The sequence below is a fragment of the Micromonospora sp. NPDC005710 genome (assembly GCF_040630995.1).
In the GTDB taxonomy this organism is placed as follows: Bacteria; Actinomycetota; Actinomycetes; order Mycobacteriales; family Micromonosporaceae; genus Micromonospora.
This window is the reverse complement of record NZ_JBEXYP010000005.1, coordinates 358,904-379,648: the sequence shown is the minus strand read 5'-3', so window position 1 is coordinate 379,648 and position 20,745 is coordinate 358,904. Positions and strand designations below refer to the sequence as shown.

At 71.3% G+C, this 20,745-nt stretch carries 8 protein-coding genes; 4 read left to right on the top strand and 4 right to left on the bottom strand.

Annotated features, from left to right (window positions below; translation table 11 throughout):
• Positions 1–70: 70 nt before the first annotated feature.
• Positions 71–811, bottom strand: a complete 741-nt coding sequence (locus tag ABZ406_RS09850; RefSeq protein WP_357758137.1) for an FkbM family methyltransferase — start codon at positions 809–811, stop codon at positions 71–73.
• A gap of 165 nt (positions 812–976) precedes the next feature.
• On the opposite strand from ABZ406_RS09850, the gene ABZ406_RS09845 reads away from it, so the two are divergent.
• The gene (locus tag ABZ406_RS09845; protein WP_357758134.1) at positions 977–2,077 is read left to right on the top strand and encodes an alpha/beta hydrolase; all 1,101 of its coding nucleotides are present in this window, start codon (positions 977–979) and stop codon (positions 2,075–2,077) included.
• On the opposite strand, the gene ABZ406_RS09840 is transcribed toward ABZ406_RS09845, so the two are convergent.
• The gene (locus tag ABZ406_RS09840) at positions 2,044–2,709 is read right to left on the bottom strand and encodes a response regulator transcription factor (protein ID WP_357758131.1); all 666 of its coding nucleotides are present in this window, start codon (positions 2,707–2,709) and stop codon (positions 2,044–2,046) included. The two genes, ABZ406_RS09845 and ABZ406_RS09840, sit on opposite strands and share 34 nt — an antisense overlap.
• Positions 2,706–3,896, bottom strand: coding sequence for a sensor histidine kinase (locus tag ABZ406_RS09835; RefSeq protein ID WP_357758129.1), 1,191 nt, complete (start codon positions 3,894–3,896; stop codon positions 2,706–2,708). The genes ABZ406_RS09840 and ABZ406_RS09835 overlap by 4 nt, the downstream gene beginning before the upstream one ends.
• A 216-nt stretch (positions 3,897–4,112) precedes the next feature.
• Here ABZ406_RS09835 and ABZ406_RS09830 point away from each other — a divergent pair, with 216 nt between their 5' ends.
• The 3 genes from ABZ406_RS09830 (at position 4,113) to ABZ406_RS09820 (ending at position 7,266) form a co-directional block, all read left to right on the top strand.
• A complete protein-coding gene (locus ABZ406_RS09830; protein WP_357758127.1) occupies positions 4,113–5,201 on the top strand; it encodes an alpha/beta hydrolase in 1,089 nt (362 codons plus the stop codon).
• Between the two features lie 83 nt (positions 5,202–5,284).
• The gene (locus ABZ406_RS09825; RefSeq protein WP_357758124.1) at positions 5,285–6,505 is read left to right on the top strand and encodes an acyltransferase; all 1,221 of its coding nucleotides are present in this window, start codon (positions 5,285–5,287) and stop codon (positions 6,503–6,505) included.
• Positions 6,506–6,837: 332 nt separating this feature from the next.
• The gene (locus tag ABZ406_RS09820; RefSeq protein ID WP_357758121.1) at positions 6,838–7,266 is read left to right on the top strand and encodes a cold shock domain-containing protein; all 429 of its coding nucleotides are present in this window, start codon (positions 6,838–6,840) and stop codon (positions 7,264–7,266) included.
• Between the two features lie 147 nt (positions 7,267–7,413).
• Here the strand turns inward: ABZ406_RS09820 and ABZ406_RS09815 are convergent, their stop codons facing one another.
• On the bottom strand, positions 7,414–20,721 hold the full coding sequence (locus ABZ406_RS09815; protein ID WP_357758117.1) for an amino acid adenylation domain-containing protein: 13,308 nt from the start codon (positions 20,719–20,721) through the stop codon (positions 7,414–7,416).
• Between the last annotated feature and the right edge of the window lie 24 nt (positions 20,722–20,745).

The following is a 20,745-nucleotide window of genomic DNA, read 5'->3' as shown; positions in this document are numbered from 1 at the left end:
GCAGTTGCCAGGTGTCCTACCGTTCCTCGCCGGCAGCCGTCAGTGGGTGTCACCGCCACGCCGACCGGTCCTAGCGGGGTGGCACCCGGAAGACGTAGTTGTTGACGTGATCGTGCACCCGATCTGTCGCGTGCCAACCGTTGCGCCACGAATACATGGTGTAGCCACGCTCGCGCAGCCACTTCACGATGTCATCCGGCCCGTACTCGTAGCGGGCCGTGTGCCGTTCCTCAATCTCGATGTACATCTTCGGCAGGTACTTCTCGATGGTCTGCACGCCACCGTGAAGCACGTGCAGCTCGCCGCCCTCCACGTCGATCTTGAGGAAGTCGAGGGTGGTGAGGCCGACGTTCTCCGCCAGGTCGTCGAGCGTGAGCACATCGACCATGACGTCGGCGTGGTGGGTGAACTCGTCGTTCGAGCCGACACCCTGCGAGTGCCAGTCCAGGAATGAGCGGCTCGTCGCCGCCCCGCCCGGACCGAAGGGCACCCGCATCGCCATCCGGCCCGGCTCGGCACCCAGGGCGATCGGGTGGTAACGCACATTGGGCCGCTCCTTGGCGGCCAGGACCCGAGTCCACAGCGGGTGCGAGAACGACAGCGGTTCCACACTGTGCACCAGCCCGCTGGGGCCGACAAGGTGGGAGAGCGCCTGCGTGTAGACGCCAGCGGCGGACCCGACGTCGACGCAGACGTCGCCGCGCTTGACAAGCGTGCGCATGGTCGGCAACTCATTGTCCAGGAAGCGCGTGTGACGGGCGACCAGGTTGGTCAGGGCATGGGTGAGGGCCGGTCGGTCGAGGCCGGGCATCCAGTTCTCCGCAACATTCAGGGGTGGTGAGATCACGCAAGACACTAGACAATCGCCTACCGGAGCGGCACCCCTCGGGGGCTTACGTCCCCGGGTGACATCTCATCGAGGATGTTCTTCACCGGGTGGATGCCCAGACCAACTGTCGTACGGCACTGTCAGCTGGTGACTTCCACAGTGCCGTCGAAATTTTCGCGGCCGCCTTCCGTCCGCCCGGAATCCGCCACCGCGGACCCGGCCGCCGGGAAGGCCGCCGGCCCCGACCTGCTGGACGCGCTCCGGCAGGCCACCCCACGGGCGGCGGCCGACCGACCAGAGTGGACGTCGTCCCGACCCAGCCCGGCGGCGGTGTGCCGCTTCTTCTGCGATCTCGGTCCCGTGGAGGGCGCCGAGTTCGTCCGCCGTCACCCGAAGGTCGTGGGGCAGCTCGAGGGCGCGCCACCGGCACTGCGGTACGCCGCGAACCGTCGACAGATGCGCCTCGGGCCGTACCGCTCCTGGGAGGGGCAGTACCTGTTGTTCGACGAGGACGCCGGCCGGATGGCCGTGGTGTACGGCGACCTGTGCCACGCCGATCGGATCGCCGTTCTGGTGCCGGGCGCCAACACGCGGGTCGCCGACTTCCGCCGGGGCCTGGGCGGGCGGGAACACCGGGCACCGGCGCAGCAGGCCGGCAACCTGCACCGGGCCGCCGTCGCCGCAGCCGAGGGTCGGAACACCCGGATCGCCGTGATCGCCTGGCTGGGCTACCGGCCGCCCAGCGGGTTCGGTCTGGCTGCCGCCCGACAACGGCTGGCCACGCTCGGTGCCGTCGAGCTGCTGCACTTCGTCGACGGTCTGACCGCCGTCCGCCCTCGGGCGGCGATCACCGTGCTGGCGCACAGCTACGGCTCGGCGGTGGTGGGGGTGGCCGCCCGTCGGCTGCCCGCGCAGGTCACCGACATCGCCGTGTTCGGCAGCCCCGGGATGGGCGTACGCCGGGCAGCGGAGCTGGGCTCGCGGGCCCGGTTGTGGGCGGCCGAGGCGCCGGCCGACTGGACACGTCGGGTGCCCGGCGTCCGGGTGCTCGGTCTGGGCCACGGGCAGCGACCGGCGCACCCCGCGTTCGGCGCTCGACCGGTGCCCATCGCCGGGGTCGCCGGTCACGACTACTACCTGGCCGAGGGCGCGGCCTCGCTGGCGCACCTGGCGGCCGTGGTCGCCGGTGTCGAGCCAGGGTCGGCGGCAGCGCCTCAGCGCGACGTGGAGACCAACCCCATCTCGTAGGCAATGATCACCAGCTGCACCCTGTCGCGGGCGTCGAGCTTCGTCAAGAGTCGGCCGACGTGCGCCTTGGCCGTGGCCACACTGATCCACAACTCGCTGGCGATCTCGCCGTTGGCCTTGCCCTGACCGATCAACGTCAGCACCTCGCGTTCCCGCTCGGTGATGATGTCGGCGCTGCGGCTCGAAACGGGCTGCGGGACGGCCTGCGGTCGACTGACGAACTGCTCGATCAGCAGCCGGGTCGCCCGTGGCGCCATCAGGCCCTCGCCGGCGGCGATCACGCGGATGGCGCCGAGTATCTCGTCCAGTCCGGTGTCCTTGACCAGGAAACCGCTGGCACCGGCGCGCAGGGCGGCGTACACGTACTCGTCGTCGTCGAACGTGGTGAGGATCAGTACGCGGGGGGCGTCGGGGGCGGCCATCACGCGCCGGGTCGCCTCGATGCCATCCATGCCCGGCATCCGGATGTCCATGACCACCACATCCGGCCGTGTCCGGCTCACCACGGAGACGGCCTCGTCTCCGGTGCCGGCCTCCCCCACCGTCGTCAGGTCTCCGCTGTCGGCGATGAGTATCCGTAACGCGCTGCGGATCAGGGGCTGATCGTCGACGAGCACCACGCGGACGGTCATCGGACGGGAACCAGTGGGATCCGGGCCGCCACTCGGAACCCACCCTCGGGGCGGGGGCCGGCATCGAACTGCCCGCCGAGCAGGCTGACCCGTTCGCGCATCCCCACGATGCCGAAGCCGGTGCCCGTGCCGACCGCACCGCGGCCGTCGTCGGTCACCTGGATCGACAACTCGTCCGGGCGCCGGTCGACGACGACCTCACAATGCTGTGCGCCGGCGTGCCGTACCACGTTGGTCACCGCTTCCTGGATTATCCGGTACGCGGACAGGTCGATGTCCGACGGCAGGGGTCTATCTTCGCCGCGCGACCGGACCTCCACCTGCAAGCCGAGGGCGCTGGAACGCTCGGCCAACTGGTCGAGGTCACTCAGGCGCGGCGCCGGATCCAGCGGCGCGGAACCGGAGGTGAGGTCGGCGCGACGCAACGAACCGAGCATCCGACGCAGACTCGCCAGGGTCTCCCGGCCGGTCTGCTCGATCTCGGTCAGCGCGTTGCGGGCCTCCTCCGGCTGGGTGTCGAACACCCGCCGAGCCATGCCGGCCTGCATCGCGACCACCCCCACACAGTGCGCGACCACGTCGTGCAACTCCCGAGCGATCCGTAGCCGTTCGGCCTGTACCGCGCTCGCCGCGGCCTCGGCCCGCTGCGCCTCGGCGAACAACCGGCGCTGCCGCGCCGAGTTGCCGATCATCCAGGCGACCGCCACGGCGAGGAGGTTCTGTGTCACCCGCTCGTTGAGGTCCGCCGGACCGATCTGCAGCGCGACCGCGACCACCATCTGCACGACAAGCACGAAGGCCGCGGTGGCCACCGAGATGCGGCGGCTCCGGAGAGCGGCTACGTAACCGACCGCCACGTCCAGCGCTGCGGTCTGGATGGTGCGTAGCACGCCGTGGAACTGCGGGTCGTAGAGCGCCGCCGAGGAGGTCAACAGCTCCACCAACACCACGTCGAGCAGCATCACCGCCAGCGCGACGAACGGGCGGCGACGCAGCCCGACGACCGGCAGCGCCATCAGCAGACTGGGCACGATGAAGCGGAGGCCAAGGGGCCAGTTCGCCGGATTGCCGGTGTTCACCCAGAGAAACAGCAACAGGGGTGAGAGGGCGCAGCTGCCCCAGACGAGCCAGGAAGGGGACCACCCCACGAGCCTTTTGGGCAGCTGAGCAGGGGCAACGACCGACATGGGCCGATCTTATCCGGCGCCGTCAGCCGTTATCATCAGTCCGCGGACCTAAGCCAGTGGTCTAACCCGGGGCACCTCAACGTCATCGACGGACCGATGACAATCACTTCCTGTCCTTGACACCGTCACAGGTATGCACCGAGTTGTCGACCAGTCAGGCGTGAATACCGCACGTCCGGTCACCGGAGTCCGGAACCCTACCGACCGGACCCAGCGGTGACCCGTTCTGTTCCCCGCCGTTGGCGAAGGAGTCTGCTCACCTGGCTGACCGGCGTCCTGGTGTCTCTCGCACCGACCGCCGCCAACCTGCTTCCACCGTCCGGCGCCGTGCGGGTGACCCCGCCGGTGGGCGCCGCGGTCTGGCTCGCGGATCCCCGGGAGCTTCCCGATCCGACGCGGGCCGAGCCGGCCGAGATCCGGACGTTCCTCGCCACCCTCGACGCCGAGGAGCAGCGTGGGCTGGCGGCCGCGTACCCGGGTGTGGTCGGCAACCTGGACGGCGCACCGCCGAGCTTGCGGTACGAGGCGAACCGGCGGGCCATGGCGCTGGCGGGCCCGCCGTATCTGGACCGGGCGGGACAGTACCTCCTGTTCGACCCTCGGGGGCAGGGCCAGGTCGCCCAGGTCTTCGGCGACCTCGACCACGCGGATCGAATCGCCGTCCTGGTGCCCGGGGCCGGCAACCGAGCCGGCAACTTCTGGCGTGGCGTCGGCGGCAAGCCCGTCCGGTCCCCCTCGACGCAGGGCCAGGACCTGTACCAGTCCGCGCACGGCTACCGAGTTCCGGCGGAGAGGTTCGCGGTGGTGGTCTGGCTGGGGTACGACGCCCCGGACGGGGTGGACCTCTCCGCCGCGCGTGAGGACCTGGCCGAGACCGGAGCGGCCGCCCTGGAGCGCTTCGTAACCGGCTTGACCCTGCTCCGTCCGCACGCCACGATCGCCCTGCTCGGCTACAGCTACGGATCGACGGTGATAGGCCTCGCCGCGCACCGGCTGCCGGTCCAGGTGACCGACATAGCGGCCTTCGGCAGCCCGGGCATGGGGGTGGACAGGGCAACGGATCTGGGTACCGAGGCTCGCGTCTGGGCGGCGCTCTCCCCGCGCGACAACATGCGCTGGGTGCCGGGTGCGCGCCTGCGCGGCCTCGGCCACGGCACCCAGCCGGCCGCCCCGGGATTCGGGGCCAGCATCTTCCCCGCCGACGACGTTCCGGACCACGACCACTACCTCGCGGTGGGGACCCGCTCGCAGGCCAGCCTCACCGCGATCGCACTGCTCGGCACCGACACACGGGAGACACCATGACCGATACCTGTAGACGGCCCATCCCGGGTGTGGCACCTGAGCGGACAGACGGAACGTCGACACCGGCCCATCGAGACCACACGGTGGATGCTCTGCGGGCTGTCGCCATCCTGGGCGTGGTGCTCGGGCACTGGATGGTCTCCGCGATCGTCAGCGACCCCTACCTGCCGTCGACGCTGCACGGCGAGAGCCCGTTGTCGTACATCCCGCAGTTCGCGCCGGCGAGCTGGTTCCTGCAGACCCTCGGGCTGTTCTTCTTCGCGGGCGGTTACGCGGCCGCCCGGTCGCGGCGGCGGGCGAAGGCGGACCCGACCCGCACGCGGGAAAGCCGCCGGGCCCGCTGGCCGTGGGCGCCACGGCTGGGCGCGCGGTACCACCGTCTGGTCCGGCCGCTGCTGCTGTTCGCCGCGGTGTGGGTGCCGGCTCTGCTGCTCCTGGACGCCATCGACGCACCCGCGAGAACCCAGCACGTCGTCACGTCGCTCGTCACCCACCCCCTGTGGTTCCTGCCGGTGTACCTCGCGCTGGTGGCGCTCACCACGCCGTTGATCAAGCTCGTGGCCCGGTGGGGGCTGTGGGCGATCCTGCCGGCGATCTGCGTCGTCGGGATCACCGACGGGTTGCGCGCCAACGGTCTGCCGCTCGGGTGGAAGATCGCGGTCACCGTGATCGGCTGGTCGGTGCCCTATCTGCTGGGTATCGCGATGGCCGAGAGCCGACTGCCCCGGTACGCGGGCGCGGTCCTGCTGGCCCTCGGCAGCACGGCCGGGGCGCTTCTGGTGCTCGTTGTCGGTTATCCCGCCAGCGCCGTCGGCGTTCCCGGAGACCGGTGGTCCAATCTCGACCCGCCGTCGCTCTTCACGGTGTCACTGGCGTTCGCCCAACTCGGGGTCTTCCTGCTCCTGCGGGCGAGGCTGGACCGGCCGCTGCGTCGCCCCCGACTGGCGAGGACTGTGACACTGCTCAACCGGACCGCGATGGAGTTGTTCTGCTGGCACCAGACCGCGATGTTGCTGGTGGTCTTCGCCGGCCTGCTGGTGGGACGACATCTGCCCGGTCTGCTCGACACTCCCGACGGTCTGTGGCCGCTGCACCGCCTGGTGTGGGTGCCGCTGTTCCTGCTGACCCTGGCCGGCCTGGTGGCGATCTTCCACCGGGCTCCGCCACGGCATGCGCCGACCGGGGGGTCGAACGAGCCGGACGCGTTGGCGACGATACCGAAGCCTCGACACAGCGGGGAGACCATCCTGCCGGAGGAGCATGATCGCGCGCTGCCCGGCGACAGTGGCGGCCGGCGCGGGTAGCGGAAACGATCATGAGCGCGGCGTCCGCCTCCCCCGCGCGTGCCGCGCTCGTACAACCGACGTGGTCCGCAGTTGAACACGCCGGCGTGGCGGCCCGCCGGACCGGTCGGCGGTTGCCGCCATGGGGCCGCGACGGCACTCGCGCGTGTTCCGTCGCAGACGGTTCCGGTCCGCCGACGTACGATGATGCCGCCATGCGTTGCCGCGTGACTCCCGACCATCGGGTCTCCGGGCGTGGTTGAGGTGGTGAATCCAACCGGTTCACCTGCGTGAACCTCGGATGGCACCCTTGTCGGTAAGCGTTCAGGCGTTTGAGCATATGTGGTGGTGTGATGTCTTCTGTGGGTAAGATCATCCGATTCGATGATGTACGTGGTTATGGGTTCATCGCCCCGACGGGCGGCGGTGAGGACGTCTTCTTCCATGCCAATGACTTCGGCGAGCAACGCCAACTGGTGCGGATCGGCCTGCCGATCGAGTATGACGTCATAGATGGCGACCGCGGCCTGCGCGCACAGTCGGTCCGGGTGCTGGAAACGGCCGAGACACCGCGCGCGTCGACCAACGGAGACGAGTTCCGCTCCCGGGTCCGCGCGGACGGCGACGACGAGATGTGCGACGTTCTCGCGTCCGCCGAGTTCGTCGGGGCCGTGACCGAAATGCTCCTGCAGTGCGCGCCGCCGTTGACCGGCTCCCAGATCATCGACGTCCGCAAGAGGTTCATCGAGTTCAGCCGGTCCCATGGATGGGTGGACGGCTGACGCGCAGCGTGATCTGCGTCGACGCGTAAGCGACGGCTGGTCCCGGGCCACGGTTGCCCGGGACCAGCCGTCGTTGGCGTTTGTGCGACCACCAGCAGGAGGGTTCCGGTCGGCGCGGCGCGTGCCGCGCCGATCTCCGGCCGCGGGTCAACTGCTGGGGGCGTCCCCGTTGCGACCCAGCCACTCTGCGGCGGCCGACCACATCTGGCCCAACATGGCCGGAGTGTTCATGTCCTCGTGCCCGCAGGGCAGTCGGACCTCGCTGATCTCGCCGGTGATGTACGGCTTCCACAGCTCGGCCGTCGGCGCGCCCTCGGGGATGTTCCGGTCGGCGACGACAAGCAGCGCGTCGCCGTCGAACCGCCCGTACTGGTGGGCGTCGATGCAGGTGAAGTTGTTGCGCCAGAGGACGGCGAAGCGGCGTAGCTCCTCGTCGGAGGCGTTGCCGAGTACGGCACCGGCCTCCTTGCGCACGACTTCGGTGAGCGCGGCGAGCTGGGTTTCCTCGTCGGGTGCGGGCTCGTCGCCGATGACCGCCCGGATTCCCGGGTCCTTCGGGTACTGGTCCAGGATGATGAGCGCTCCGACTGTCTCACCGGCGGCCTGGAGCTGCACCGCGATCTCCTGGGCGAGCACACCGCCGTAGGACCAGCCGAGCAGGTGGTACGGCCCGGTGGGCTGCACCGAACGGATGTGCTCGAGCGACACGGTGGCGGCATCGCGCAGCGACGTCGACGGAGGACGCTTGCCGTCCAGACCCGGCGCCTGCAGCCCGTACAGCGGGGTGTCCTTCGGAACGAACCGGGAGAGCGGGCTGTAGCTCCAGCTGAGCCCGCCGGCGGGCGGTAGGCAGAAGACCGGCGGCTGGTCACCCTTGGTACGGATCGGCAGCAGGACGTCCAGCCCGTCCGCCATCGTGGACAGGTCCATCCGTTCGATGAGCGCGGCGACGGTCGGCGCCACGAACAGGTCGCGGACGGCGAACGTCAGGCCCCGTTCGCGCAGCAGCTCCACCCAGCGCACCGCGAGCAACGAGTGGCCGCCGAGGGCGAAGAAGTCGTCGTGGGCCCCGACCTTCGGCACGCCGAGCACCTCGGCGAACACCTCGCAGAGGGTGTCCTCGATCACCGCGTCGCTGCGAGTGCGGGCGACGTCGCCGGTGTCGTACTCGGGCTGCGGCAGCGCCTTGCGGTGCAGCTTGCCGTTGGGCATGAGCGGGAACCGGTCGAGGACCACGATCGCGGCCGGCACCATGTACCCCGGCAGCCGATCCTGTGCCGCGGCGCGCACCGACGACCCGAGCTCCGGGTCGGCGTCGCGACCGTCCGCCGGGACGACGTACCCGACGAGCCTCCGATCCCCCGGGGTGTCCTCCCGCAGCAGCACGGCGCTCTGCCCGACGCCCTGGTGGGCGGCGAGCACGGCCTCGATCTCCCGCAACTCGACCCGGAACCCGCGCACCTTCACCTGGTCGTCGGCGCGGCCCACGAAGGACAGCTCACCGTCGGCGCTCCAACGGACGAGATCGCCGGTGCGGTACATCCGCTCGCCGGTGTCGGAGTAGGCGCACGCGACGAACCGTTCCGCGGTGAGGCCCGGCCGGCCGAGATAGCCGCGGGCCAGCCCGTTCCCGGCGATGTAGAGTTCGCCGGCCACTCCCGGCGGCACCGGGGCCAGACGCGCGTCGAGCACGTAGACCTGCGTGTTGCCGACCGGTCCGCCGATCGCTGCGATGTCGACCGAATCCGTCGTGGTGTGCCGTGCCGTCGACCAGACCGTCGTCTCGGTTGGTCCGTAGAGGTTGTCGAAACGTCCGGCCCGCTCCACGAGCGTGCGGCCGAGGTCGGTCGGCAGCGCCTCGGCACCGACCATCACCCGGACGCCGGCCCAGTCGACGGGATCGTTGGTGTCGGCGACGAGGCCACGCCAGAGGCTGGGCGTCGCGTGGACGATCGTCGTCCCGGAGTCACGGACGAGCCGGCGCAGCTCCCACGGGTCGAGCACCTGGTCCTGCGACGCGAGCACGATCCGCGCACCGGTGACGAGCGGCAGGTAGAACTCGAAGCCGGCCATGTCGCACCCGACGGTGCTCACCGCCAGGAGCCGGTCGTCGACGCTCAGACGGAACCGGTCCTGCATCGCGACGAGGAAGTTCTCGATCGCGCGGTGTTCGACGAGGACGCCCTTCGGCCGCCCGGTGGAGCCAGAGGTGTAGATGACCCACATCGGGTGTTCGGGGCGCAGCGCCACACCCAGTGGGGCCGGATCACGTTCGGCCAGGTCGGCGGCGACGTCCGGAGCGTCCACGAACACCACCGGCACGCCGCCGGCGGGCTCGATGCCGAAGCCGGTCAGGTGATCGCGCAGATCGGTGCTGGTGAGCAGACACACGACCCCCGCGTCGGCGATGACGTAGGCGGTGCGGTCCGATGGGTAGGCCGGATCGATCGGCAGGTAGGCGCCGCCGGCCTTGATGACACCGAGCAGCGCGACGATCAGGTCGTCGGTCCGCTCGAAGACCGTGGCGACGATCGACTCCGGGCCGACGCCGCGTTCCACGAGATACCTCGCGAGCCGATTCGCCCGCGCGTCGAGCTGTGCGTACGTCAGCTCGGTGGCGCCGAACACCACCGCTGTGGCGTCCGGTGTCCGCGCCACCTGCGCCTCGAACAGCTCGACGACGGTGTCGCCGGACCGGTCGAGGGCGGTGTCGTTCCAGTCGTGGAGAACCTGGTGGCGTTCGGCCTCCTCGAGAAGGTCGACGGCAGCGAGGCGCAGCGCGGGGTCGGCGGCGAGCATCCGCAGCAGCCGGGCCCACCGTTCGGCGATGCGCTCCACCGACGCGGCCTCGAACAGGTCGACGGCACCGGTGAGCCGACCGACGAGTCCGGCCGGTGAGCCGTCAGCGGTGCGGGTTTCGGCCACGCTGAAGTCCAGGTCGAACTTGACAGTCGCCGCACCGCCCGGTGCTCCCCGGTCGGTGTCGACCTCGGGCGGGTCGACGGTGACCTCGGCGGTGTTCTCCAGCAGCAGCATCACCTGGAACAGCGGGTGTCGGGCGAGCGAGCGAGTGGGTGCCAACTCCTCGACGAGTCGCTCGAACGGCACGTCCTGGTTGCCGAACACGGCCAGGCTGGTCTCTCGTACCCGGCGTAGGGTCTCGCCGAACGACGGGTCGCCCGACAGGTCGGTACGCAGGACGAAGGTGTTGACGAAGTAGCCGACGAGTCCGTCGAGCGCCTCGTCGGTACGTCCCGCGATGGCCGAGCCGATCGAGATGTCGTCACCGGCGCCGAGCCGGGACAGCAGGGTGGCGAGCGCCCCGTGCAGGACCATGAACAGTGTCACGCCCTCGGAGCGGGCGATCTCCGTGAGTCGGGCGTGCACCTCGGCCGGGATGTGCACGGGCACGGCATGGCCCCGATTACCAGCGACCGCCGGGCGGGGCCTGTCGAATGGCAGCGAGAGCTCCTCGGGGGCGCCGGCCAGCGCGTCGCGCCAGTGCGCGACCTGCCGGGCGATGACGCTGCCCGGGTCGGTGACGTCGCCGAGGACCTCGTGTTGCCACATGGCGAAGTCGGCGTACTGCACGGGTAGCGGCGCCCAGTCGGGAGCGCGGTGTTCGCTGCGCGCGGCGTAGGCGGTGGCGAAGTCGCGGGCCAGCGGCGCCCACGACCAACCGTCGGTGGCGATGTGGTGCACGACGACGACGAGGAGGTGGTCGTCGGGGCTCTCGGTGAAGAGCCAGGCGTGCAGTGGCACCTCGGCGGCAAGGTCGAGTTCGTGGGCCTCGGCGAGCGCGACGGCGGCAGCGGTCTCGGTTGGACGGGTGGCGGTGGTCAGCAGCGGCGGGAGGTCGCGGACGTCGCGGATCAGCTGGTACGGCTCGCCGTCGACGACCGGATAGACGGTACGCAGCACCTCGTGCCGGTCCAGGACGTCACGCAGGGCGGCCTCGACGACCTCCGGGTGGACGGTGCCGGTGAGCCGGACGGACCTGCTGATGTTGTAGGTGGAGGTGCGCCCCTCCAGCTGCGCGATGAACCACAGCCGCCGCTGTCCGTAGGAGACCGGCACCCGGTCCGGGCGTGGGCGGGGGGTGAGCGGCGCGCGGGCCTCGTCGGCCTCGGCGAGCCGGGCCAGCAGCCCGGCCGGCGTCGGCGACTCGAACAGGACCCGGACCTCGATCTCGACGCCGAGCAGGGTGCGGATCCGGCTGATGAGACGCACGGCGAGCAGGGAGTGGCCGCCGAGGGTGAAGAAGTCGTCGTCGGGCCCCACCATGGGCAGGCCCAGCACCTCGGCGAACGCGACGCGCAGGATTTCCTCCCGCACGTCGGTCGAGTGTCGGCGGGCGTCGGCGGTGGCGGTCCGGCCGAGGGCCGGAAGTGCCTTCCGGTCGAGCTTGCCGTTGCTGGTCAGCGGCAGGGCGTCGAGCACGACGACGACCGGCACCATGTGGGCGGGCAGCCGGGCGGCCACGAACGTCGACACCGAGGCCGGCAGGTCGTCCTCGGCGTCCTCGCTGACGACGTAGGCGACGATGCGCTGCTCACCGCCGTCATCGGTGCGGGCGACGACGGCGGCCTGATCCACCTCGGGATGGGCGGCGACGATGGCCTGCACCTCGCCCAGCTCGACGCGGTAGCCGCGGATCTTGACCTGGTCGTCGGTGCGGCCCCGGAACTCGATCTGCCCGGCGGTGTTCCAGCGGGCGCGGTCACCGGTCCGGTACATCCGGCCGCCACCGTCGTAGGGGCAGGCGACGAAACGCTCCGCGGTCAGCCCCGGGCGTCGCACATAGCCGCGGGCCACTCCCGGGCCGCTGATGTAGAGCTCACCGGCGACACCGGCGGGGACGGGCCGGAGCGCGGCGTCGAGGACGTACGCGCGGGTGTCGCCGATGGGCGTGCCGATCGGAACGGTGTCGCCCGGCTCCAGCCGGGTGGTGAGGACGCCGATGGTGGTCTCGGTCGGGCCGTAGTGGTTGTAGACGGTGCCCTTGGCGATCATCTCGCGGACCCACCCGGGCTCGGCCGCCTCGCCGCCGAGGACCAGGGCGCGTCGCGGCATGACGTCGGCACCGGCCGCGGTGAGGGCCGCGAGGTGCGACGGCACCGCCTTCAGGTAGTCGATCGCGTGCTCCCGCAGGAACGCGTCCACCTTCACCGGGTCGGTGACCACGTCCTCGGCGGGGATGTGCAGCTCCCCACCACGGGTGAGGCTGGCGAACAGGATGGTGTTGCCCAGGTCCGTGACCTGCGCCTGGAGCAGGGCGTAGCGGCCACCCCGCGCAGCGAAGCCGAGCCGGTCCGGGACGGAGGCGACGTAGTTGGCCAGGGCCCGATGGCTCACGGCGACGCCCTTCGGGCGGCCCGTCGACCCGGAGGTGTAGATGACGTAGGCGGTGTTGTCGGGGTGGACGGTGACCTGCGGCGTCGTCTCGGCGTGGCGGGCGAGGATCCCGTCGTCCAGGGCGACGATCCGCACCCGGCCGGCGGGCAGCTCGTCGAACAGGTCATGGTCGGTGAGGACCAGCACCGCCATGCTGTCCTTGAGAAGGTGTGCCATCCGGGCGACCGGTTGATGGGCGTCGACGGGCAGGTACGCCGCGCCGGCCTTCCAGACGCCGAGGATCGCGGCGACCATCTGCACACCGCGCGGCAGGCACAGCCCGACGACGGTCTCCGCGCCGACGCCCTGCGCCCGCAGGTAGTTGGCGATGCGGTTGGCCCGCGCATCCAGCTCGCCGTACGTGGTCGGGGTCCCATCGACGACGACGGCGACCGCGGCGCGGTCCTGCCGCTCGAACAGCTCGACGATCGGGGTCGGTGCGGCGGGGACCGCGGTGTCGTTCCAGGTTCGCAGAAGCGTGGCCAGTTCGTCGTCGCCGAGGATGTCCACTGCGTGCAGCCGCTGCTGCGGGTCGCTGGTCACGGCGTCGAGGACCCGCGTCCACCAGGTGGCGATCCGCTGCGCCCAGGGCCTGTCGAACAGGTCCGCGGCGACGGTGACGGTGCCGTGCAGTCCGGCGGGGGCGCCGTCGCTGTCGAACACCTCGCCGACGAGCACGTCGAGGTCGAACTTCGCCGTCGACGTGCCGCCCTCCCGGCCGGACACCACCACTCCCGGCAGGTCGAGGGCGGCCTCCACCGTGTTCAGTTTGGTGAGCACCACCTGGAACAGCGGGTGCCGGGCGACCGACCGGGTCGGGGCGAGTTCCTCCACGAGCCGCTCGAACGGCACGTCCTGGTGTTCCGCGTCGGCCAGCACCCGCGACCGGACCCGCAGCAGCAGCTCGGCGAAGGTCGGGTCGAGCGACAGGTCGGCGCGCAACACGATCGTGTTGACGAACAGGCCCACCAGGTCATCGAGGGCGTCGTCCGAACGCCCGGCGTGCGCCGACCCGATCGGTACGTCGGTGCCGGCGCCGAGCCGGGACAGCAGCAGGGCGAGAGCGGCCTGCATGACCATGAAGACGGTCACGCCCTGCGCCCGCGCCAGCGCGATCATCCGGGCGTGAACCTCGGCGGGAACGTCGATCGGCACCACGTGCCCGCCGTGGGTGGCCACCGACGGGCGTGGCCTGTCGAACGGCAACGCCAGCTCTTGCGGGACGTCAGCCAGTGCCTGCCGCCAGTACGCGACCTGCTGCGACACCAGGCTGCCCGGGGCGCTCTCGTCGCCGAGCACACGTCGCTGCCACACCGTGTAGTCCGCGTACTGGACGGGCAGCGCCGCCCAGCCCGGGGCCCGACCGGCGAGCCGGGCCGCGTACGCGGTGGAGAAGTCAGTGGCCAGTGGTGCCATCGACCAGCCGTCGGCGGCGATGTGGTGCACGACGACGACGAGCACCGTGTCGTTGAACCACCAGGCCCGGATCGGCACCTCGCCCGCAACGTCGAACGGGTGCGCCGCCGCCTGCGCGATGGCCGCGTCGAGGTCCGGTACGTCGGCGACGGTGACCGACCAGTCGAGGGCGTCCATGTCGATCACATGCTGGTAGGGCTCGTCCTCGATGGTCGGGAACGTCGTCCGGAGCACCTCGTGACGGCCGATCACGTCCCGTAGCGCGGCTTCGAGCACCTCCGGTCGCACGCCTTCGAGGTCGAGGACCACTGGCATGTTGTACGAGGGGTTCCGCCCCTCCAGCCGGTTGATGAACCAGAGCCGACGTTGGGCGTAGGACAGCGGCACCCGGCCGGCGCGTTCGGTGACGGTGAGGGGTGCGCGGGCCCGGTCGGCGCCGGTGAGCCGGGCGGCCAGGCGTGCCGGGGTTGCCGCGTCGAACAACGCCCGAAGCGGCACCTCGACCCCGAGGAGGGTCCGGACCCGGCTGATCAACCGCACCGCCAGCAGGGAGTGACCACCGAGGGCGAAGAAGTCGTCGTCGACACCGACGTCGTCGACCCCCAGGATCTCCGCGAACGCCGCGCACAGCAGTTCCTCGCGCGGGTTGGCCGGCGCGCGTCCGCGCCCCGTGCGGAACTCGGGTGCCGGCAACGCCGCGCGGTCGAGTTTTCCGTTGGCGGTCACCGGCAGCGCGGGAAGGACGACGACCGCTGTCGGCACCATGTAGTCCGGCAGCCGTGCCGCGACGAACTCGCGCACCCCGTCATCCACACCGACGACGTACGCCACCAGCCGCCCGTCGCGGACCACCACCGCTGCGCTGGCCACACCGGGGTGCTCGGCCACCGCAGCCCGCACCTCGTCCAGTTCGACGCGCATGCCACGGATCTTGACCTGGTCGTCGGTCCGCCCGAGATATTCCAGCTCCCCGCCGATGGTCCATCGGACCAGGTCACCCGTGCGGTACATCCGCCCCCCGAAGGGACACGCCACGAACCGTTCGGCGGTCAGCCCCGGTCGACCCGCGTAACCCCGCGCCACCTGCACCCCGGCCAGGTACAACTCCCCCGCCACGCCGACCGGCACCGGCCGCATCCGCGCGTCCAGCACGTAGGTGCGCGTATTGGGAACCGGCCCGCCGATCGTCACCGGGCGACCGGCCAGGCAGTGCGCTGCCGTCACCTCCACCGCAGCCTCGGTCGGGCCGTACAGGTTGTGCAACTCCACTGTGGGCAGCAGGGCGAGGAAGCGGTCCTGCACGCCCTGCGGCAACGCCTCCCCCGAGCAGATCACCCGGGTCAGCCCCGCGCAGCTTGCCGCGTGCGGCAGGAACGCCTCCAGCATCGACGGCACGAAGTGCGCGGTGGTGACCCGCTCGGTCTGGATCAGTTCCGCCAGATGGGCCGGGTCCTGATGGCCTCCCGGCCGGGCCACCACCAACGTGGCGCCCGTGACCAACGGCCAGAAGAACTCCCAGACCGAGACGTCGAACGTGAACGGCGTCTTCTGCAACACCCGGTCGCCCACGCCGGAGCGGCAGCGGTCCCGCATCCACCGCAGCCGGTTGACGATCCCTTCGTGGGAATTCACCACGCCCTTCGGGCGACCCGTCGAACCCGACGTGAAGATCACGTACGCGGGGTGTCGTGGGTCGACCCGTACCGATGCCGGTGGGCCGTCCAGGCCCTCGACGGACTCCAACACCAGTGCCGTGTCCCGGGTCATCAACTCCACCCGTTCCGCCGGATAGTCGGTGTCGATCGGCAGGTACGCCCCGCCCGCCTTCACCACCGCCAGCAACGCCACCACGAGGTCGACGCCGCGGGGCATCCGCACGCCCACCACCGACTCCGGCCCCACACCGCGTGCCACCAGGAACCGGGCCACCGCCGACGCCCTCGCATCCAGCTGGGCGTAGGTCAGCCCCACGCCCTCGAACACGACCGCCAGCGCGTCCGGCGAACGGAGCGCCTGCGCTTCGAACAGCTCCCCCAACGTCCCGCCCTCGTACGCCACTGTCGTGTCGTTGAAGGTTTCCACCACCCGCCGCCGCTCGTCGGGGTCGAGCACCGCGACGTCCGCGAGGGCGGCGTCGTCCTCGGCCTGGAGCGCGGTGACGAGCCCGACGGTCGCGGTCCGCGCCAGGGCGGCGACGGCGGCCGGGTCGATCGGCGCCGTTGCCTCGACGGCGAGGCTCATCCCGTCGCCGAAGTCGTCCACGGAGAGCATGAGCGGATAGTTGGTGTACTCCCGGGACAGGACGATTCGGGGGCCGTCGACGTCGACGTCGAGGTCGGGCTCCGGGTCGCCGGCCGGTGCCTCGTTGTGCCGGTAGTTGAACAGGGCGGTGAACAGCGGGACCTCGCTGGCGACTCCGCTGGCCTGCTGCGCGACCGCCAGGGAGGCGTGTTCGTGCTCGATGAGGCCGGCGAGTTGGTCGCGCATGGCGGCGACGGCTTCCCGGGCGGTCCCCCGCCCGACGTCGACGCGGACGGGCAGTGTGTTGATGAACGGGCCGGGGACGCGGGCGGCCGCGGAGCCGGTGTTCATCCGTCCGAGGAGGACGGTGCCGAAGACGACGTCCTCGCGGCCGGCGAGGGTGGCCACCGTGCGGGCCCACACGACGTGCATGACGGTGGCCGGACTGGTGCCGAGCCCGCTGGCGACCTGGCGTAGCCGGCTGGTCAGCTCGTCGTCGAGCCGGATACCGGCGTGGACCTGGCCGGAGCCGTCACCACGGACGTCGAGCAGGCCGTAGGGCGCGGTTGGCTCCGTGACGTCGCCGAGGAGGTCGGCGAAGTGCCGCTCGTGCTCGGTGCCGCTGACGCGGGTCCGCGCGACGAAGTCGCGCAGCGGCGCCGGGGCCGGCAGGTCGGCGCCCCGGCCGGCGAGGAATGCCCGCACTTCGGCCACGACCAGGTCGAGACCCATGTGGTCCTGGACCAGGTGGTGGATCCGGACCAGCGCGAGCCAGGTGGCGGTGCCGGGCACAGCGGCGACATGGGTGTCGATCAACGGTGCCCGGCCGAGGTCCATCACCGAACCCACTGCGGCTACCAGTTCGGCCGGATCACCCCGCCGCAGGCTGATCTCGGTGATCGGCAGGCGGGCGTGCCGGCGTACCACCTGCACCGGCTCGGGCAGATCCTGCCAGAGCACCGCGGTGCGGAAGACGTCGTGGCGGTCGACCACGCGCTGCAACGCCGCCAGGAACCGGTCGAGCTGGTCACGTCCGGCGAACTCCAGGACGGTGGGGAGGACGTAGGCGTCCTGCCCGCCACCCTCGCTGAGCAGGTGGTGGAAGAGAATGCCCTCCTGCAGCGGTACGAGGGGATAGACGTCCGCCACGTTCGCGGCGCCCCCGTCCACTGTCGACACGATCCGGTCGATCTGGTCCTGCGTCAGCGCCACCATCGGCAGCATCTCGGGGGTGATCCGGTCGGCGGATTCCGGTATGGCGTTCGGCGGCACCTCGACGGGCCGGGCCCCGGCGGCGGTGGCGAGACCGGCCGGGGTCGGAGTCTGGAACAGCGCCCGGACCGAGACGGTCACACCGCGCTGTCGCAGCCAGTCGACGAGCCGGACGACGAGGAGCGAGTGGCCGCCGAGGGCGAAGAAGTCGTCGTCGAGGCCGACCTGGTCCACCCCGAGGACCTCGGCGAAGCCGGCGCACAGCAACTCCTCGCGGGCGTCCGCCGGGCTGCGGCCACTCCCTGCGGCGGCGGCGAATTCGGGCGCCGGTAGGGCGGCGCGGTCGAGCTTTCCGCTGCTGTTGAGCGGCAGTGCGTCGAGGACGCAGCAGGCCGAGGGCACCATGTGCCCGGGTAGGCGGCTGGCGCAGTACGCCTGCACGGCACCGGGCAGCGCGTCGCGGTCGGTGCCGGAGACCGGAACGAGGTACGCGACGAGCCGCTTGTCGGTGTCGTCGTCGGCGTGCCGGTTGACAGCGACGACCGCGGCGTGCGCGATGTCCGGGTGGTCGGCGACCACCGCCTGGACCTCGCCCAGCTCGATGCGGAAGCCCCGGATCTTCACCTGGTCGTCGGTCCGGCCGAGGTACTCGAGCTGGCCGTCACCATTCCAGCGCACCAGGTCCCCGGTGCGGTACATCCGCTGGCCGGAGGCGTAGGGGCAGGCCACGAACCGCTCGCCGGTCAGCGCGGCGCGTCCGAGGTAGCCGCGGGCCAGTCCGGCTCCGGCGAGGTACAGCTCGCCGGCGACGCCGACCGGAGCGGGAGCGAGCCCGCCGTCGAGGACGTAGGCGCGGGCGTTGGTGACCGGGCGGCCGATCGGGGGCGTGCCGTGGAGGTCACCGTCGGCATACCACTCGGTGGAGTAGACGGTCGCCTCGGTCGGTCCGTAGATGTTCGCCACCCGCACGCCCGGCAGCGCTCGGCGCACGTCGGCGACGGCCCGCGGAGTCAGCGCCTCGCCGGCGAACGCGACAGTGCCGACCGTCGCCCGGATGCCACCGGTCAACACCTGGGCGAGCGCGGACGGAACGGCGCTGACGAGGCTGAGGTCCCACTCGCGATCCTGGTCGGCCAGGGCGAGCAGGTCCGCTACCACCTCGATGCTGCCTCCGCTGACAAGCGGCCCGAACAGCTCGAACACCGACACGTCGAAGTTCAACGACGTCGAGGCGAGCACCCGGTGGAAGCTGGCACCGCCGAACCGTTCCCGGGCCCAGGCGACGAGGTTCGCGACACTGCGGTGCTCGACGACGACGCCCTTCGGGCGGCCGGTGGACCCGGAGGTGAACATGACGTACGCCGGATTGTCGGGGCGCAACGGTGGGCGCGGCACGGGCGTCCCGGCGGCGGCCCGGTCGTGCACCGACAGCCGCGCGACGCCGAGTGGCAGCACGTCCTCCGTCCCCGGCGAGGTGATCACGGCTACCGGAACGGCGTCGGCGATCATGAAGGCCACCCGGTCGGCCGGGTAGGCCGGATCGATCGGCAGGTAGGCACCGCCGGCCTTGAGAATGCCGAGCAGGGCGACGAGCAGGTCGATGCCACGCTCCAGGCACACGCCCACCACGGACTCCGGGCCCACCCCCCGCGCCAGGAGGACCTGGGCCACCTGGTCCGAGCGCGTCTCGACGTCGGCGTACGTCAGTGTGGTGTCGCCCATCAGCACCGCGACGGCGTCCGGCGTACGCGCGACCTGGGCGGCGAACATCTCGGGCAGGGTCGCGGCCGGCCGCTCGACCGGGCTGCCGTTCCACTCCACGAGGAGCTGCCGCCGTTCGGTGTCGTCGAGCAGGTCGATGACGCTCAGACGGCGGTGCGGCTCGGTGCAGACGGCGCTGACCACGCGCACGAACCGGTCGGCGATCCGCCGGGCGGAGGCCGCGTCGAAGAGGTCGGCGGCGACCACGAGCGTGCCCCGCAACCCTGCCGGGGCACCGGTGGGGTCGCTGACCTCAGCGAACGTGAACTCGCAGTCGAACTTGGCCGACGAGGTGGCCATGTCGTCCCACTCGACGTGGAGACCGGGGAGGAACGGGGCGGCCTGTTGGGCGCCCTGATCCACGTTGTTGACAGTCAGCATCACCTGGAACAGCGGGTGGCGCGACAGCGAACGGGTCGGCGACAGGTCCTCGACGAGGCGGTCGAACGGAAGGTCCTGGTGCTCGAACGCGTCCCAGGTGGACCGCCGGACCCGGGCCAACGTCTCGGTGAAGGTGGGGTCGCCGGTCAGGTCGGTACGCAGGACGAGGGTGTTGACGAAGAAGCCGACAAGGTCGTCCAGGGCCACTTCGGTGCGACCGGCGACCGGGGTGCCGATGGTGATGTCGGTGCCGGCCCCGAGCCGGGACAGCAGGATCGCGACAGCGGCCTGCACCACCATGAAGACTGTCACGCCCTCGGCCCGGGCGAGTTCGGCCAGCCGGGCGTGGACGTCGGCGGGCACGTCGAGTGCGACAACGTGACTGTCGTGCCCGGCCACCGGCGGGCGAGGCCGGTCGAACGGCAGCGTCAGCTCCTCCGGGATCCCGGCGAGCGACTGGCGCCAGAAGGCGAGCTGCTGCGCGGCGAGGCTCTCCGGGTCGCGCTCGTCGCCGAGCAGTTCCTGGTGCCACAGCGCGTAGTCGGCGTACTGCACCGGCAGCGCGGACCAGCCGGGTTCCTGCCCGGTGTGGCGTGCCGTGTACGCGGTGGCGAGGTCGCGGATCAGCGGGCCGAGGGACCAGCCGTCGGACGCGATGTGGTGCATCGCGATGGCGAGAACGTGCTCGTCCGGGGCGGTGGTGAACAGCCAGGCGCGGATCGGCGCCTCGCGCGCGAGGTCGAAGACGTGGCCCAGCGCGCCGGCCAGGGCGGCGTCCAGCTCGTCCGGGGCCGTCGTCACCTCGGTGAGCTGCCACCCCAGCTCGTCCACGGAGACGATGCGCTGCTGGGGCTCCCCGTCGACGACGGTGAGCAGCGTGCGCAGAACCTCGTGCCGGTCGAGGGTGTCGCGCAGCGCCGAGCCCAACGCGACCCGGTCGAGGTCGCCGTGCAGTCGCAGCACCGTCGGGGCGAGGTTGTAGAGGGTGCTCGGGCCTTCGAGCTGTTCGATGAACCAGAGTCGGCGCTGAGCGTACGACAACGGGATCATCAGGCTCCTCCTCGCGATGCCGGG